The sequence below is a fragment of the Janthinobacterium sp. PSRC1-1 genome, from assembly GCF_049897525.1.
In the GTDB taxonomy this organism is placed as follows: Bacteria; Pseudomonadota; Gammaproteobacteria; order Burkholderiales; family Burkholderiaceae_D; genus Janthinobacterium; species Janthinobacterium tructae.
Map to the genome: position 1 here is coordinate 149092 of NZ_JAFCWK010000004.1, position 16353 is coordinate 165444.

Here is a 16353-nt window from a genome sequence, read left to right on the forward strand (position 1 = left end):
GGGCGTTGCCATGGTTTCGGCCGGCAGCGCCCCTTGCGTTGCAGTTGGGCAGTCAGACACGATTCATCATCAAAAGAATGGACGGAAAGCATGGAGACGCAAAAATTATCCACCGTTGAAAAGGTCGGCTTCGGCGCCGGCGACATGGCGCTCAATGTCGTCATCTCGTCGATGATGCTGATCATCACCTTTTTCTATACCGATATCTATGGCTTGAAAACCACGGACCTGGCCCTGCTGTTCGTGGCCGTCAAAGTGGTGGGCGCCATCGCCGACCTCGTCATGGGGCAGATCACCGACCGCTACAGCTTTGCCTCGGGCCGCTACCGCCCGTATCTGCTGTGGCTGGCCGTGCCGTTCGGCGTCAGCGTGTTTTTTGTGTTCACCACGCCGGAATGGGGCTATGACGCCAAATTGATCTGGGCGTATTCCACGTATATCCTGATGACGATCATGACGGCCGGCGTGGGCATCCCTTACATCTCGCTGATCAGCGGCCTGACCAGCGATCCGCACGAGCGCCTGTCGGCCAATGGCTACCGTCTGTTCTTTGCCAAGATCGGCGCCTTCATGGTGACCATCGTCGTGCCGGTGCTGTCGCAGCGCTGGGGCGGCGGCAACCCGGCCGTCGGCTACCAGGCGGCCATGGCCGTGATGGCGGTGATGGGCGTGGCCCTGTTCCTGTTCTGCTATTTCACCACCACCGAGCGCGTCGTGCACGTGGTGGAAAAACAATCGTTGCTGGAACAATTGAAGGTGCTGCTGCAAAACGACCAGTGGCTGGTGCTGTGCGGCGTGTGCGTCACGGGCACGGTCGGCTACGTGGTGCGCGGCTCCGTCGCCATTTATTACGCGAAATACTATCTGGGTGGCAGCACGGAAACCGTGGCCGCCTTTCTGACAACGGGCGTGGTGGCGGCCATCCTGGCGATGATCGCCTCGACCTGGATCACCAAGTTTTACTGCAAGGTGAAACTGTTCCGCTACTCGCAAATCGGTGTCGCGCTGATCAGCCTGGCGATCTACTTTTTTGTGACGCCGAGCGACACCGTGCTGGCCTTCGCCCTGTATTTCCTGCTGTCCTTTGTGGTGGATTTGCACGCGCCCGTGTTCTGGTCGGCGATTGCCGAAACCATCGATTATGGTCAAGTCAAGACGGGCAAACGCGTCTCCGGTTTCGCCTTTGGCGGCATCTCGGTGTGCCAGAAGGCGGGCATGGCCGTGGCGGGCTTTTTGGTCGGCATGCTGCTGTCGTACTTCGACTACCAGCCCAACCATGAGCAAACGCCATTCGCCCTGAACGGCATCGCCCTGATGCTGTCGATCATCCCCGGCTTCTTTCACCTGCTGATGGGCCTGCTGATGTTCAAGTACCGCATCAGCGACAGTTATTACACGGGCGTGAAAACCGAAATGCACAAGCGCGGCTACGTGGCCGCGTAAGAATCATTGAATGGAGCAAGCAACATGGCAGACATCTTGAAACCGCTGATCGAACAGCGCGCCGATCCGCACATTTACCGCCACAGCGACGGCTACTATTACTTTACGGCCTCGGTGCCGCAGTACGACCGCATCGAACTGCGCCGTGCCGACAGCATCGCCGGCCTGGCCGACGCGCCAACGGTCGACGTGTGGCACAAGCCGGACACGGGGCCGTACAGCGAGCTGGTGTGGGCGCCCGAGCTGCACTTCAACCAGGGCGCCTGGTATGTGTATTTCGCCGCCGCGCCCAGCCGCGAGATCAAGGACAAATTGTTCCAGCACCGCATGTATGCGATCCGCAATACGAACGCCAACCCGCTCGAAGGCGAGTGGGAATTCATGGGCCAGATCGACACGGGCATCGACACCTTCTGCCTGGACGCCACCACCTTTACGCACGACGGCGTGCTGTACTACCTGTGGGCGCAGAAAGACGTGGCCATCGAGGGCAATTCGAACCTGTATATCGCGCCGATGGCCACGCCATGGCAGCTGGCCGGTCCGCCCGTGATGCTGAGCAAACCGGAATTCGACTGGGAAATCCGCGGCTTCTGGGTCAACGAAGGGCCGTCCGTACTGAAGCGCAACGGCAAGATCTTCATCAGTTACTCGGCCAGCGCCACCGATGAAAACTACGCCATGGGCTTGCTGTGGGCCGACGAGTCCGCCGACTTGCTCGATCCGGCGGCGTGGACGAAGTCGCCCGCGCCCGTGTTTGCCACCTGCTACGAGCACGGCATCTACGGCCCCGGCCACAACAGCTTCACCACGGCCGACGATGGCGACGGTGTATTGCTGGTGTACCATGCCCGTACCTACACGGAAATCGTTGGCGACCCCCTGTGGAACCCGGACCGCCACACGTTTGTCAAATCGCTGCGCTGGGATGCGCAAGGCATGCCCGTGTTTGGCCGCTCCTCGACCCTGTAAAACCTGGACCCGACGCCATGACCCCAGTTGATTCTGTTTCAGTGACGCCAGCGCCGTTCGGCATCCTGCCCGACGGCCGGCAGGTGACCGTGTTTACCCTGACGAACCGCCAGGGCATGCAAGTGAAGGTGCTCGACTTTGGCGCCATCATCAGCGCAATCCAGGTGCCCGACCGCGACGGCACTGTTGCCGACGTGGTGCTCGGTTTCGAGCGTCTCGAACCCTACCTGGCCAACAGCGCGTTCCTGGGCGCCGTCATCGGCCGCTACGGCAACCGCATCGCCGAGGGACGTTTCAGTCTCGACGGCAAGGATTACCAGCTGGCCGTCAACAATGCGCCGAATCACCTGCATGGTGGCAACCAGGGCTTTCACCAGGTGATGTGGCAGGCCGCGCCGTTCACGAAGGATGGCGCGGTCGGCATCACGTTTACGCGCAGCAGCCCCGACGGCGAAGATGGCTATCCGGGCAAGCTTGACGTCACGCTGACCTATGAACTGGATGACGACAACGCCCTGAGCCTGCGCTACCACGCCGTAACGGACCAGGCCACGCCGATCAACCTGACCAACCACAGCTATTTCAATCTGGCGGGGCAGGGCACCATCCTCGGCCACGAGGTGGCGATCGACGCGGACCGCTACCTGCCCGTCGATGCGGGGTCCATCCCCACGGGCGAACTGGCGGACGTGAGCGGCACGCCGTTCGACTTGCGCCAGAGTACCGTCATCGGCGACAGCATAGCTCTGCCGCATGAACAACTGCGCATCGGGCGCGGTTACGACCATAACTTCGTGCTCAATCAAAAGGCAGATCACAGGCTGAACCTGGCCGCCACCGTGCGCGAGCCGCAGTCGGGACGGGTGATGCAGGTGTACACGCAGGAGCCCGGTGTGCAGTTTTATTCGGGCAATTTCCTCGACGGCAGCCAGCACGGCAAGCAGGGCCCCATTCCTTATCGCGGCGCGCTATGCCTGGAAACCCAGCATTTCCCGGACTCGCCGAACCAGCCCCACTTCCCGAACACCATCTTGCGCCCGGGTAAGGAGTATCGGACGCACACCGTGTACCGCTTTTCCGCCGAGTAGCCACCCCGGCCAAAACAGCCCACGCCCTGCCGCCACGCGCCCGCAGGGCGTTTTCATTGGGACATGCCGATATCGTTTTCGATATCGGAACGCATTAAAAATTGATTGGAAAGGCATGGCAGGATTCTTTAGTATTCCAACATCGCTGCCCGGGCCGACGACCTTAGATCCGGCATGGCACAACCAGGAGAATGGCATGTCTGAGACAAAAAAGAAGGTGGCCCTGCGCTCGGCCGAGTGGTTCGGCTCGCAGGACAAGAACGGCTTCATGTACCGCAGCTGGATGAAAAACCAGGGCATACCTGACCACGAATTTCATGGCAAGCCCATCATCGGCATCTGCAATACCTGGTCCGAACTGACCCCGTGCAATGCGCATTTCCGCCAGCTGGCCGAACACGTCAAGCGTGGCATTCTGGAAGCGGGTGGTTTCCCCGTGGAATTCCCCGTCTTCTCGAACGGCGAATCGAATCTGCGCCCCACCGCCATGCTGACGCGCAACCTGGCCTCGATGGACGTGGAAGAATCGATCCGCGGCAACCCGATGGACGCCGTCGTGCTGCTGGTCGGCTGCGACAAGACCACGCCGGCGCTGCTGATGGGCGCGGCCAGTGTCGACATTCCCACCATCGTCGTCAGCGGCGGCCCCATGCTGAACGGCAAACTCAATGGCAAGGACATCGGTTCCGGCACCGCCGTGTGGCAGTTGCACGAGCAGATGAAGGCCGGATCGATCACCTTGCACCAGTTCATGTCGGCCGAATCGGGCATGTCGCGCTCGGCCGGCACCTGCAACACCATGGGTACGGCCTCGACCATGGCCAGCATGGCCGAAGCGCTGGGCACGTCGCTGCCGCACAACGCCGCCATCCCCGCCGTCGATTCGCGCCGCTACGTGCTGGCGCACATGTCGGGCATCCGCATCGTCGAAATGGTGCACGAAGACCTGCGCCTGTCGAAAGTGCTGACGCGCGAAGCGTTTGAAAACGCCATCAAGGTCAACGCCGCCATCGGCGGTTCCACCAATGCCGTGATCCATTTGAAAGCCATCGCTGGCCGCATCGGCGTGCCCCTGGAACTGGAAGACTGGACCAAGGTCGGCCGTGGCACGCCGACCATCGTCGACTTGCTGCCGTCGGGCCGTTTCCTGATGGAAGAGTTTTATTATGCGGGCGGCTTGCCGGCCGTGATACGCCGCCTGGGCGAGGGCGACTTGCTGCCGCACAAGAATGCGCTGACCGTCAATGGCAAGTCGATCTGGGACAACTGCGTCGAAGCGCCGATCTACAACGATGAAGTGGTGCGCACGCTGGACAACCCGCTGCTGGCCGATGGCGGCATCTGCGTGTTGCGCGGCAACCTGGCGCCACGCGGCGCCGTCTTGAAACCGTCGGCCGCCTCGCCGCATCTGATGCAGCACCGTGGCAAGGCCGTCGTCTTCGAAGATTTCGAGCACTATAAATCGCGCATCCTTGATCCGGACCTCGATGTCGATGCCGACTCCGTGCTGGTCATGAAAAACTGCGGCCCGAAAGGCTATCCGGGCATGGCCGAAGTGGGCAACATGGGCTTGCCGCCGAAACTGCTGGCGCAAGGTATCACCGACATGGTGCGCATCTCGGATGCGCGCATGAGCGGCACCGCCTACGGCACCGTCGTGCTGCACGTGGCGCCGGAAGCGATGGCGGGCGGCCCGCTGGGCATTGTGCGCGATGGCGACATGATCGCCCTCGATTGCCACGCCGGCAGCCTGAACATCGACATCAGCGACGCGGAAATCGCCGAGCGCCTGGCGAAGCGCGAACTGGGCAGCGCGCCCGGACCGAAGAGCGGCTACCAGCAGCTGTATATCGAACACGTGTTGCAGGCCGATGAAGGCTGCGATTTCGACTTCCTGGTCGGCAATCGCGGTTCCGCCGTGCCGCGCCACTCACATTAAGCGGAGACAATTATGCTGTTGCTGCAATTTACGAATGAACATGGCGGCCGCCTCGTCGGCCTGCTGCAAGACGACGTCATCCGCGTCATCGAAGGCTACAACACGACGTATGCGCTGGCGCAAGACGCCATCCGCAAGCGTATCAATCTGGCCGAGCTGGTCAACGCCACCGTCGGCAACACCACGCATGCCTATGCGGACGTGGCCGCCGCCGGACGCGTGCTGGCACCGCTCGACCACGCCGATGAAGCGCACTGCTACGTGACGGGTACGGGCCTGACCCACCTGGGCAGCGCCGGCGCGCGCGACGCCATGCACAAGAAGATCGGCGGCGACGCGGAGTCCTTGAGCGACTCGATGAAAATGTTCCGCCTGGGTGTGGAAGGCGGCAAGCCGGCCGATGGCACGGCCGGCGCCCAGCCAGAATGGTTCTATAAAGGCGACGGTTCCATCGTGCGCGCCAGCGGCCAGCCGCTGCGCATGCCGGACTTCGCCCTCGACGGTGGCGAAGAGCCGGAAATCGCCGGCCTGTACGTGATCGGCGACGACGGCCAGCCGTATCGCGTCGGCTACGCCATCGGCAATGAATTCTCGGACCACATCACGGAACGCCAGAATTATCTGTACCTGGCCCACTCGAAGCTGCGCATGTGCAGCGTGGGACCGGCCCTGCTGGTCGGTGAATTGCCCGCGCACATCGCCGGCGCCTCGCGCGTGCTCGATGCGGCCGGCAAGGTGCGCTGGGAAAAGGCTTTCGTCAGCGGCGAAGACAATATGTCGCACACGATCGCCAACCTGGAACACCATCATTTCAAGTATCCGCTGTTCAAGCGCCCTGGCGATGTGCACGTGCACTTCTTCGGCACGGCCACCCTGAGCTTTGCCGATGGCGTGAGCGTGGCGCCGGGCGAAACCTTTGAAATCGAAGCGCCGGCCTTTGGCCCTGCCTTGCGCAACCGCCTCGACGTCTTCCCAACCGCATTTGCGAAAGTGAGCACATTATGAGTTTCCATATCACCGGTGAAGCATTGATCGGCGGCGTCGCCGTCAAGGGCAATGGCGGTTCCTTCGAAGCGTGGGACCCGGCCGCGCGCGCGCATATCGCGCCCGCCTTCCACATGGTGGACGCCGCGCAAATCGACGAGGCCTGCCGCCTGGCACAGGCCGCGTTCGACCCCTTCCGCGCCACCAGCGACGCGCAGCGCGCCGATTTTCTCGACACCATCGCCGCGCAAATCGGCGAACTGGGCGACGACTTGATCGTGCGCGCCATGACGGAAAGCGGCTTGCCGCGCGCGCGCCTGGAAGGCGAACGCGGCCGCACGGTCGGTCAGTTGAAACTGTTCGCCGGCTTGCTGCGCGAAGGCTCGTGGACCGATGCGCGCATCGACAGCCCGCTGCCGGACCGCGTGCCGCCGCGTCCTGACTTGCGCTTGCGCATGATCGGCCTGGGCCCCGTCGCCGTGTTTGCGGCCAGTAACTTCCCGCTGGCCTTCTCGGTCGCCGGCGGCGATACGGCCTCGGCTCTGGCGGCCGGCTGCCCTGTCGTGCTGAAAGCCCACTCGGCCCACCCTGGTACCTCCGAGCTGGTGGCGCGCGCGATTGTCAAAGCCATCGAGATTTGCCAGCTGCCGGCAGGCGTGTTCGCCTTGCTGACGGGCACGGGCAATGGCATCGGCCAGACGCTGGTCGCCCATCCGGCCATCCAGGCTGTCGGTTTTACGGGCTCGCGTTCGGGCGGCATCGCCCTGATGAAGGTGGCGGCCGAGCGCCCGCAACCGATCCCCGTGTATGCGGAAATGAGCAGCATCAACCCCGTGTTCGTGCTGCCGCAGGCGCTGGCCGCCCGTGGCGCGGCGATCGCCAGCGGCTTTGCCGCCTCGCTGACGATGGGCGTGGGCCAGTTCTGCACCAATCCCGGCCTCGTGCTGGGTCTGGAAGGCCCTGACTTCACGGCCTTTGCCGCCGCCGCCGCCGAAGCGCTGGCACCGGCGCCCGCCGCCACCATGTTGACGGCCGGCATCGCCAGCAGCTATGCGAAAGGCGTGGCCGCCCTGGCGCAGCACGCCGACGTGACGCCGCTGGTGCACAACACGGGAGAGGAGGGCAAGGGCGCCGCCGCCCTGTTCGTCACCTCGGGCGAGGCGTTTTTGGCCAGGCACGATCTGCGCGATGAAGTCTTCGGTCCCGCCTCGCTGCTGGTGGCCTGCCGCGACATCGAACAATTGCTGGCGATCACGGAAAGCCTGGAAGGCCAGCTGACGGCCACCTTGCAGATGGATGCCGGCGACGTGGCAGATGCGCGCCGTTTGCTGCCCGTGCTGGAACGCCGCGTGGGCCGCATCCTGGCCAACGGTTTCCCGACCGGTGTGGAAGTGTCGACGGCCATGGTGCACGGCGGCCCGTTCCCGGCCACGTCGGACGGCCGCAGCACGTCGGTCGGCACGGCGGCCATCAACCGCTTCCTGCGTCCCGTGTCTTACCAGAACCTGCCGCAGGACTTGCTGCCGGAGTCGCTGCGCGACGATAATCCGCTGGGCATCTGGCGCCGTCACGATGGCGTGCTGGGCAAGCGTTAATTGTAGAAAATAAAAAATACACAGGTGGAGACAAGATGAAGCAATTGGCGAAATATGGCAGCTTGCAGGGCAAGCGCGTGTTCATCACGGGTGGCGGCAGCGGCATCGGTGAATCTTTGGTGGCGGAATTTGCCGCCCAGGGCGCGCTGGTGGCGTTTGTCGACATTGCCGTGGAAGCGAGCGAGGCCCTGTGCCGCCGCCTGGCCGAAGCGGGTCTCGCGGCGCCCTTGTTCCGCCATTGCGACATCACGGATATTGCATCGCTGCAAGCCGTCATGGCGGAACTGGCTGGAAAGCTGGGCGACTTCGATATCCTCGTCAACAATGCCGCCAATGACCAGCGCCACCAGGCGCAGGACGTGACCCTGGAATACTGGAACGAGCGCATTGCGATCAATCAGCGTCCCATGTTCTTCACGTGCCAGGCCGTCTTCGAGGGCATGAAGCGCCAGGGCGGCGGTTCCATCATCAACGTCAGCTCGATTTCCTGGCACATGAAGTCGGGCGGCTACCCCGTGTATGCCACCACCAAGGCGGCCGTCGTTGGCCTGACGCGGGGCCTGGCGCGCGATTATGGCGCCCATAATATCCGCGTCAATACGGTCACGCCCGGCTGGGTCATGACGCAGCGCCAGATCGAGCTGTGGGTCGACGAGGCGGCGGAAGCGGAAATCAAGAAAAGCCAATGCTTGCCAAGCAAGCTGATGCCACAGGACATCGCCGCCATGGTGCTGTTCCTCGCCTCCGATGACGGAGCGATGTGCTCCAGTCAAGAGTTCATCGTCGATGCCGGCTGGATATAAGCCTTAGCGCGTCGTTTAATTCGCGCCGGTACTGACCGGCAACTCCGATCTTGAAACACCGCTCTTGCCGCCCCAACCCCGCGGCAGGAGAGGCATCGCCATTCCAGATTGTGCCGGGGTTGACCCCGGCCCTTGCTTTTCACTTAAAAACAGGAGACAGCATGAAATGTATCCATACCAGCATCGTGGCCTTGAGCCTCGTCGCCGGCAGCGCCTTTGCCGCGCCCGTCAACGTCACCATCGACGTGGCCAGGCCCGGTCCCGTGATCAATAAAAACGTCTATGGTCAGTTCGCCGAGCACCTGGGGACCGGCATCTACGAAGGCATGTGGGTGGGGCCGGAGTCCAGCATTCCGAACACCAAGGGCTGGCGCAACGACGTGCTGGGCGCGCTGAAGCAGTTGCACGTGCCCCTGGTACGCTGGCCGGGCGGCTGCTTTGCCGATGAATACCACTGGAAGGACGGCATCGGCGCGCGCGAGAAGCGTCCGACCAAGGTCAACACCAACTGGGGCGGCGTGGAAGAGTCGAACGCCGTCGGCACGCATGAATTCTTCGACCTGGCGGAATTGCTGGGCGCGCAGACCTATATCAACGGCAACCTCGGTTCCGGCACGCCGCAGGAAATGTCCGAGTGGCTTGAATACATGACCTCGGACAGCAAGTCGACCCTGGCCGAGCTGCGCCGCAAGAATGGCCGCGCGCAGCCGTATAAAGTCGATTACTTTGGCATCGGCAACGAAGCCTGGGGTTGCGGCGGCAATATGCGCCCGCAGTACTATGCCGACCTGTACAAGCACTATCACACCTTCATGAAGACGCCGGAAAGCGCGCGCCCGAAATTCATCGCCAGCGGCGGCAATGACGACGACATCAGCTGGTCCGGCACCTTGAGTCGCGAGATCAAGCCGAACATGATGGACGCCATCAGTTTCCACTACTACACGGTGCCGACGGGCGTGTGGGAAAAGAAGGGCGCCGCCACCGGCTTTGGTGAAAATGAATGGATTTCCACCTTGAGCCGCACCCTGCGCATCGATAGCTTGATCAAGAACAATCTCGCCGCCATCGACAAGAACGATCCCTCGAAAAAGACGGGCTTGTACGTCGACGAATGGGGCACCTGGTACGACGTGGAACCGGGCACCAACACGGGCTTCCTGTTCCAGCAAAACAGCTTGCGCGATGCGCTCGTCGCGGCACTGAACTTCAATATTTTCCATCAACACGCGGACCGCGTGCGGATGACGAATATCGCGCAAATGGTCAATGTGCTGCAGGCCATGATCATCACGGACAAGGACAAGTATTTCCTCACGCCCACGTATCACGCGTTTGAAATGTACGTGCCGTTCCAGGATGCCACGACCCTGCCGGTTGCCATCAGCGGCAATGGCAAATACAGCCTGGGCAAGGTCAGCATTCCGGAAGTGAGCGCCTCGGCCGCGCGCGCCAGGGATGGCAAGGTGTATTTGTCGCTGGTCAACACGAACCCGCACAAGGCGGTCGACGTCAGCGTGGCGCTGGCCGGCAAGCAAGTGGCCAGCATCACGGGCCGCGTACTGACCGCCGGCAAGATGGATGCCGTCAACAGTTTTGCGCAACCGCAAGCCGTGCGACCGGTGGCGTTCAATGCCAAGGCGCAAGGCGGCAAGCTGACCGTGTCGGTGCCGGCCAAGGCCGTGGTGGTGGTGGCGGTCGAATAAACCTGCCGATGTTGATGTATCCAGCCGGCCCGCATGACGGGCCGGCTGGCCATGTGGAGAACACGATGCAATTTTCAACAATGATGGCCTTGGCGGCCATGCTTGCCTTCAGCCCCGTCCAGGCGGCCCAGGTCAGCGTGCACGACCCCGTGATGGCCAAGGAAGGCGACACGTATTATCTGTACAGCACGGGTCCCGGCATCACCTTCTACAGCTCGAAGAACATGCGCGACTGGCAGCCGGAAGGGCGCGTGTTCGCGGGCCAGCCCACGTGGGCGAAAAAGGCCGCGCCATCGTTTGACGACCATATCTGGGCGCCCGACGTGCAATTTCATGACGGTAAGTATTACCTGTACTACTCGGTCTCCGGCTTCGGCAAGAACACGTCCGGCATCGGAGTGACCGTCAACACCACCTTGAATCCCCGTTCGCCCGACTACCGCTGGGTCGACCAGGGCATGCTGCTGCAATCGGTGCCCGAGCGCGACGAGTGGAACGCCATCGACTCGAACATCATCACCGATGCGGCCGGTACACCTTGGATGTCGTTCGGTTCGTTCTGGAACGGCATCAAGCTGGTCAAACTGACGCCCGACTGGACCCGCATTGCGGAACCGCAAGAGTGGCACTCGCTGGCGCGCCGCGCGCCGCTGCCGCCACGCGCGGGCGAATTCAAGCCCGCGCCCGAGGAAATCGAGGCGCCGTTTATCTTCCAGCGCGGTAACGATTACTTCCTCTTCGTCTCGTGGGGCCTGTGCTGTCAGAAGGAAAAAAGCACGTATCACCTGGTTGTGGGGCGTTCGACCAGCGTGACGGGGCCGTATCTGGACAAGAACGGGCGCGACATGGCGCAGGGCGGCGGCACGGTGGTCTTGAAAGGCGACAAGGACTGGCAAGGCCTGGGCCACAACAGCGCCTACACGTTTGACGGCAAGGATTACCTGGTGCTGCACGCGTATGAGACGGCGGACAATTACTTGCAGAAGCTCAAGATCTTGCCCATGACGTGGGACCAGGATGGCTGGCCGCAGGTGGACCCGCGCGATTTGCACCGCTATCACAGCCGCGAATTGCCCGCTGCCAAACGTTAAGGGGCCAGGAGCGGTGCGCCAGGTGATACGCAAATCGGTATCGCAAGCGAAAAAGAATTGATTGGATGGCTATGTTGCTTTCTCCTACCATGGGTTCATAAAAAACCGCCCATCCGGCATCCGGCTGTGATGGTATTCCAAAAAAAACTGGAGACAAGAATGACATTGACACGCCGCACACTCCTCGCCAGCGCCATGCTGCTGGCCTTTTCCGCCACCACCTTCGCGACCTCGTCCGCCTTCGCCGCCAAGCCCCTCGTCATGGGCTTTTCGCAGGTAGGCGCCGAGAGCGAATGGCGCACCGCCAATACCGTCTCCATCAAGGATGCCGCCAAGAAAGATGGCGTCACCCTGAAATTTGCCGATGCGCAGCAAAAGCAGGAAAACCAGGTCAAGGCCCTGCGCTCGTTCATCGCGCAAAAAGTCGACGTGATCGCCTTCTCGCCGGTCGTCGAATCGGGCTGGGATACGGTGCTGCGCGAAGCCAAGGCCGCCAAGATTCCCGTCATCCTGACGGACCGCGCCGTCAACGTGGCCGACAAATCGCTGTACGTGACCTTCATCGGTTCCGACTTCGTGGAAGAGGGCCGCCGCGCGGGCCAATGGCTGCTCGAGCACGCCAAGAAAACCCCGGATGCGACCCTGAACATCGTCGAACTGCAAGGCACGGTCGGTTCCGCGCCGGCCATCGACCGCAAGGCGGGCTTCCTGGAAGTGGTGGGCAAGAATCCGAAGATGAAGATCATCCGTTCGCAAACGGGCGACTTTACGCGCGCCAAGGGCAAGGAAGTGATGGAAGCGTTCCTCAAGGCCGAAGGCAAGAAGATCAACGTGCTGTACGCGCACAATGACGACATGGCCATCGGCGCCATCCAGGCCATCGAAGAAGCGGGCATGAAGCCGGGCAAGGACATCATCATCATCTCCATCGATGGCGTCAAAGGCGCGTTCGAAGCGATGATCGCCGGCAAGCTGAACGTCACCGTGGAATGCAGCCCGCTGCTGGGCCCGCAGTTGATGTCGATCGCCCGCGATGTGGTGGCCGGCAAGCCCGTGCCGGCGCGCATCACGACGGTGGAAGGCGTGTTCCCTGCCGAGGTGGCCGCCAAGGAATTTCCGAACCGTAAGTACTAAGCTTGCCGCATGATGAAGACGCAAGCGCATCACACGGCCGCGCCGGCTCCCTTGCTGGAGTTGCGCGGCATCAGTAAAGCCTTCCCCGGCGTCAAAGCCCTCAGCGACGTTGCCCTGCGCCTGTATCCGGGCGAAGTGCATACCTTGATGGGGCAAAACGGCGCCGGAAAGTCGACCCTGATCAAGGTGCTGACGGGCGTGTACACGCCCGACAGCGGCCAGATCCTGTTTGAAGGCAAGCCCATCGCCCCCGCGTCCACCTCGGATGCGCAGTTGCTGGGCATCAGCACCGTGTACCAGGAAGTCAATCTGTGCCCGAACCTGTCGGTGGCGGAAAACATCTTTATCGGCCGCTACCCGCGCCGCTTTGGCATCATCGATTGGCGTGCCATGCAGCAGCAAGCGCGTGCCTTGCTGCTGCAATTGCAGATCGATATCGATGTCACGGCGCAACTGTCCAGCTTTCCATTGGCCATCCAGCAAATGGTGGCCATTTCGCGCGCGCTGAATATTTCGGCCCGCGTGCTGATCCTCGACGAACCCACGTCCAGCCTCGATGAGGCGGAAGTCAATCTGCTGTTTACCGTGCTGCGCCGCCTGCGCGAGCAGGGCATGGCGATTCTGTTCGTCACCCACTTTCTCGACCAGACCTACGCCATTTCCGACCGTATCACCGTCATGCGCAATGGCGAGCGCGAAGGGGAATATGCGTGCAGCGAACTGTCGCGTCTGGCGCTGGTGAACAAGATGATCGGCGTGGCGGCCGACACGCAGGAACAGGCGCTGGACCTGGCGCAAGAAGCGGGCCCCGCCAGCTTTGGCCCGACTGTGCTCGAAGCGCAGGGCCTGGGCCGCAAGGGCGCCTTGCTGCCCATGGATTTCCACATCCGCCAAGGTGAATTGCTGGGCCTGGCCGGCTTGCTGGGGTCGGGCCGCACGGAACTGGCGCGCTTGCTGTTCGGCGCCGACAAGGCCGATTCCGGCGCCATCACCATGCAGGGCCAGCCGCGCCAGTTCCACGTGCCGCGCGACGCGATTGCGCGCGATATCGGCTTTTGCTCGGAAGACCGCAAGCACGAGGGGGCGATTTTGTCGCTGTCCGTGCGCGAAAACATCATCCTGGCCTTGCAAGCCCGCACGGGCTTGCTGCGCGCCATCCCGTTCAAACGCCAGCAGGCGCTGGCCGACGAATATGTGAAGGCGCTCGGCATCAAGACGGCCAGCATCGAAACGCCGATCGGCAGCCTGTCGGGCGGCAATCAGCAAAAGGCACTGCTGGCGCGCTGGCTGGTGACCTCGCCCGCCATGCTGATTTTGGACGAACCGACGCGCGGCATCGACGTGCGCGCCAAGCAGGAAATCATGACTTATGTGAGCAAACTCTGCCGCAAGGGCATGGCGATTCTGTTCATCTCGTCCGAATTGCCGGAAGTGCTGCGCTGCAGCGACCGTATTGTGGTCATGCGCGACCGCAAGGCCTGCGGCGACTATGCGCGCGGCGAGCTGGATGATAGTTCGGTGCTGCAAGTGATCGCCGGAGACGCCACATGAGTTTATCCACGCCATCGAGCGCGCCACTGGCGCGTCCGGCTTCCACTACAGGGACGTCCTTGCATACCGTTTTACACCATCCCCTGAGCCGGCCCCTGGCCGCGCTGTTGCTGCTGTTGCTGGTCGACTTCTTTGCCATCCCCGGCTTTTTCCATCTGGAGATCCGCGACGGCCACCTGTACGGCAGCGTGATCGACATCGTCAACCGCGCGGCGCCGCTGATGCTGGCAGCCTTGGGCATGACCCTGGTGATCGCCACGCGCGGCATCGACATTTCCGTGGGCGCCGTCGTGGCCCTGTCCGGCACCGTGGCCGCCATGCTGATCGGCGGCACCATGGTGATGGAAAATGGCGTGCCGACCTATGTGAGCAACATCCCCATGGGCTGGGCCCTGGCGGCGGCCCTGGGCGCGGCCCTGCTGTGCGGCGCCTGGAATGGCGTGCTGGTGGCGGGTCTTGGCTTGCAGCCCATCGTCGCCACCCTGATCCTGATGGTGGCGGGGCGCGGCCTGGCGCAATTGCTGACGGATGGGCAGATCGTTACCGTCTACTATCAGCCCTTCTTCTTCATCGGCAGCGGCTATCTGTTCGGCTTGCCGTTCTCGCTGTTCCTCGTGGCGTTGGTGTTCCTCATCACGGCCGTGCTGATGCGCAAAACCGCCCTGGGCCTGTTCATCCAGGCCGTCGGCATCAACCCCGTCGCCGCGCGCCTGGCCGGCATCAAGACGGCCACCCTGATCTTTTTCGTCTACGTGTTTTGCGCCGCCTGCGCGGGCTTGTCGGGGCTGATGATCAGCTCGAACATCAAGAGCGCCGACGCGAACAACGCGGGCTTGATGCTGGAACTGGACGCCATCCTGGCCGTGACCCTGGGCGGGACGTCCTTGGCCGGCGGCAAGTTCAGCTTGGTCGGCAGCATGATCGGCGCGCTCATCATCCAGACTTTGACCTACACGATCTATTCGCTGGGCGTGCCGCCCGAAGTGAACATGGTGGTCAAGTCGGTCGTCGTCTTCCTCGTCTGCCTGTCGCAATCGTCGGAGTTCAAGCAATTGCTGCATCGGAGAAAAGCATGAAGGGCTTGCTGCATACCCCGTATTTCACCTCGCTCGTCACCGTCTTGCTGCTGGTGGTGATGCTGGGCCTGGGCGGCGCCGCCTATCCGGGCCTGCTGTCGACGCAAGTGATCTTCAACCTGTTGATCGATAACGCCTTTTTGCTGGTGATTGCCGTCGGCATGACTTTCGTCATCGTTTCCGGCGGCATCGATCTGTCCGTCGGCTCCGTGCTGGCTCTGTCAACGATGATCGCCGCCTGGCTGCTGAACGTGGCGCACTGGCCGCCGCTCTTGGTGATCGTCACCGTGCTGGCGCTGGGCACCGTCTTTGGCGCCAGCATGGGCGCGCTGATCCATTATTTCAAGTTGCAGCCCTTCATCGTCACCCTGGCCGGCATGTTTCTGGCGCGCGGGCTGTGCTACTTGATCAGCATCAATTCCATCACGATTGACGATCCGCTGTTCGTCGCCATGTCGCAGACGCAATTGCAATTTCTCGGTGGTTTTGTCTCGCCGGGCGTGGTGATCGCCGTGGCGACGTTACTTTTGGCCATCTGGCTGGCGCACGCCACGCCGTTCGGCCGCGCCGTGTATGCGATCGGCGGCAATGAACAGTCGGCCCTGATGATGGGGCTGCCAGTAGGCCGCACCAAGGTGCTGATCTATGCCTTCAGCGGTTTTTGCGCCGCGCTCGGTGGCGTGCTGTTTTCGTTCTACATGCTGTCCGGCTATGGCTTGCACGCGCAAGGCACGGAACTGGACGCCATCGCCGCCGTCGTCATCGGCGGCACCCTGCTCAGCGGCGGCTACGGCTATGTGGCCGGTGCTTTGTCCGGCGTGCTGGTGCTGGGCACCATCCAGACCCTGATCGCCTTCGACGGCACGCTCAGCTCTTGGTGGACCAAGATCGTCATCGGCGGCTTGCTGTTCGTCTTTTGCGTCGTGCAAAGACTGATGGCCATGGGCCAGAAACATACCAACGGGAGTTAA

The 16353-nt window shown here is 62.4% G+C and carries 13 protein-coding genes; all 13 read left to right on the plus strand.

Translation table 11 applies throughout. The features are described 5' to 3' along the window. Positions 1-90 precede the first annotated feature (90 nt). Entirely contained in the window at positions 91-1443 is a 1353-nt protein-coding gene (locus tag ACP7DW_RS09980) for an MFS transporter (protein ID WP_426055100.1), read from the plus strand. 24 nt (positions 1444-1467) lie between these two features. After that, entirely contained in the window at positions 1468-2415 is a 948-nt protein-coding gene (locus ACP7DW_RS09985) for a glycoside hydrolase family 43 protein (RefSeq protein ID WP_426055099.1), read from the plus strand. A 17-nt stretch (positions 2416-2432) separates the two neighbouring features. Continuing rightward, on the plus strand, positions 2433-3503 hold the full coding sequence (locus tag ACP7DW_RS09990; RefSeq protein WP_426055098.1) for an aldose epimerase family protein: 1071 nt from the start codon (positions 2433-2435) through the stop codon (positions 3501-3503). A gap of 196 nt (positions 3504-3699) precedes the next feature. Continuing rightward, on the plus strand, positions 3700-5442 hold the full coding sequence (locus tag ACP7DW_RS09995) for an IlvD/Edd family dehydratase (RefSeq protein WP_116742930.1): 1743 nt from the start codon (positions 3700-3702) through the stop codon (positions 5440-5442). 12 nt (positions 5443-5454) lie between these two features. Beyond that, positions 5455-6447 (plus strand): AraD1 family protein, encoded by a 993-nt coding sequence (gene araD1, locus ACP7DW_RS10000; RefSeq protein WP_426055097.1) that lies wholly within the window; start codon positions 5455-5457, stop codon positions 6445-6447. Next, positions 6444-8021 (plus strand): aldehyde dehydrogenase (NADP(+)), encoded by a 1578-nt coding sequence (locus ACP7DW_RS10005; RefSeq protein ID WP_426055096.1) that lies wholly within the window; start codon positions 6444-6446, stop codon positions 8019-8021. Before araD1 ends, ACP7DW_RS10005 begins: the two co-directional genes overlap by 4 nt. Positions 8022-8056: 35 nt before the next feature. Next, complete coding sequence (locus ACP7DW_RS10010; protein WP_426055095.1) at positions 8057-8824, plus strand: SDR family NAD(P)-dependent oxidoreductase; 768 nt, start codon at positions 8057-8059, stop codon at positions 8822-8824. 161 nt (positions 8825-8985) lie between these two features. Continuing rightward, complete coding sequence (locus tag ACP7DW_RS10015) at positions 8986-10530, plus strand: alpha-N-arabinofuranosidase (RefSeq protein ID WP_426055094.1); 1545 nt, start codon at positions 8986-8988, stop codon at positions 10528-10530. Between the two features lie 65 nt (positions 10531-10595). Next, positions 10596-11621: an arabinan endo-1,5-alpha-L-arabinosidase gene (locus tag ACP7DW_RS10020; protein WP_426055093.1), complete on the plus strand. Its 1026-nt coding sequence runs from the start codon at positions 10596-10598 to the stop codon at positions 11619-11621. A 159-nt stretch (positions 11622-11780) separates the two neighbouring features. Further along, positions 11781-12755 carry an ABC transporter substrate-binding protein gene (locus ACP7DW_RS10025; protein ID WP_426055092.1) on the plus strand — a complete coding sequence of 325 codons (975 nt, stop codon included), beginning with the start codon at positions 11781-11783 and terminating at the stop codon, positions 12753-12755. 9 nt (positions 12756-12764) lie between these two features. Beyond that, positions 12765-14306, plus strand: coding sequence for a sugar ABC transporter ATP-binding protein (locus ACP7DW_RS10030; RefSeq protein ID WP_426055091.1), 1542 nt, complete (start codon positions 12765-12767; stop codon positions 14304-14306). Then, a complete protein-coding gene (locus ACP7DW_RS10035) occupies positions 14303-15382 on the plus strand; it encodes an ABC transporter permease (protein WP_426055090.1) in 1080 nt (359 codons plus the stop codon). Before ACP7DW_RS10030 ends, ACP7DW_RS10035 begins: the two co-directional genes overlap by 4 nt. Beyond that, positions 15379-16353 (plus strand): galactofuranose ABC transporter, permease protein YjfF, encoded by a 975-nt coding sequence (gene yjfF / locus ACP7DW_RS10040; RefSeq protein WP_426055089.1) that lies wholly within the window; start codon positions 15379-15381, stop codon positions 16351-16353. Before ACP7DW_RS10035 ends, yjfF begins: the two co-directional genes overlap by 4 nt.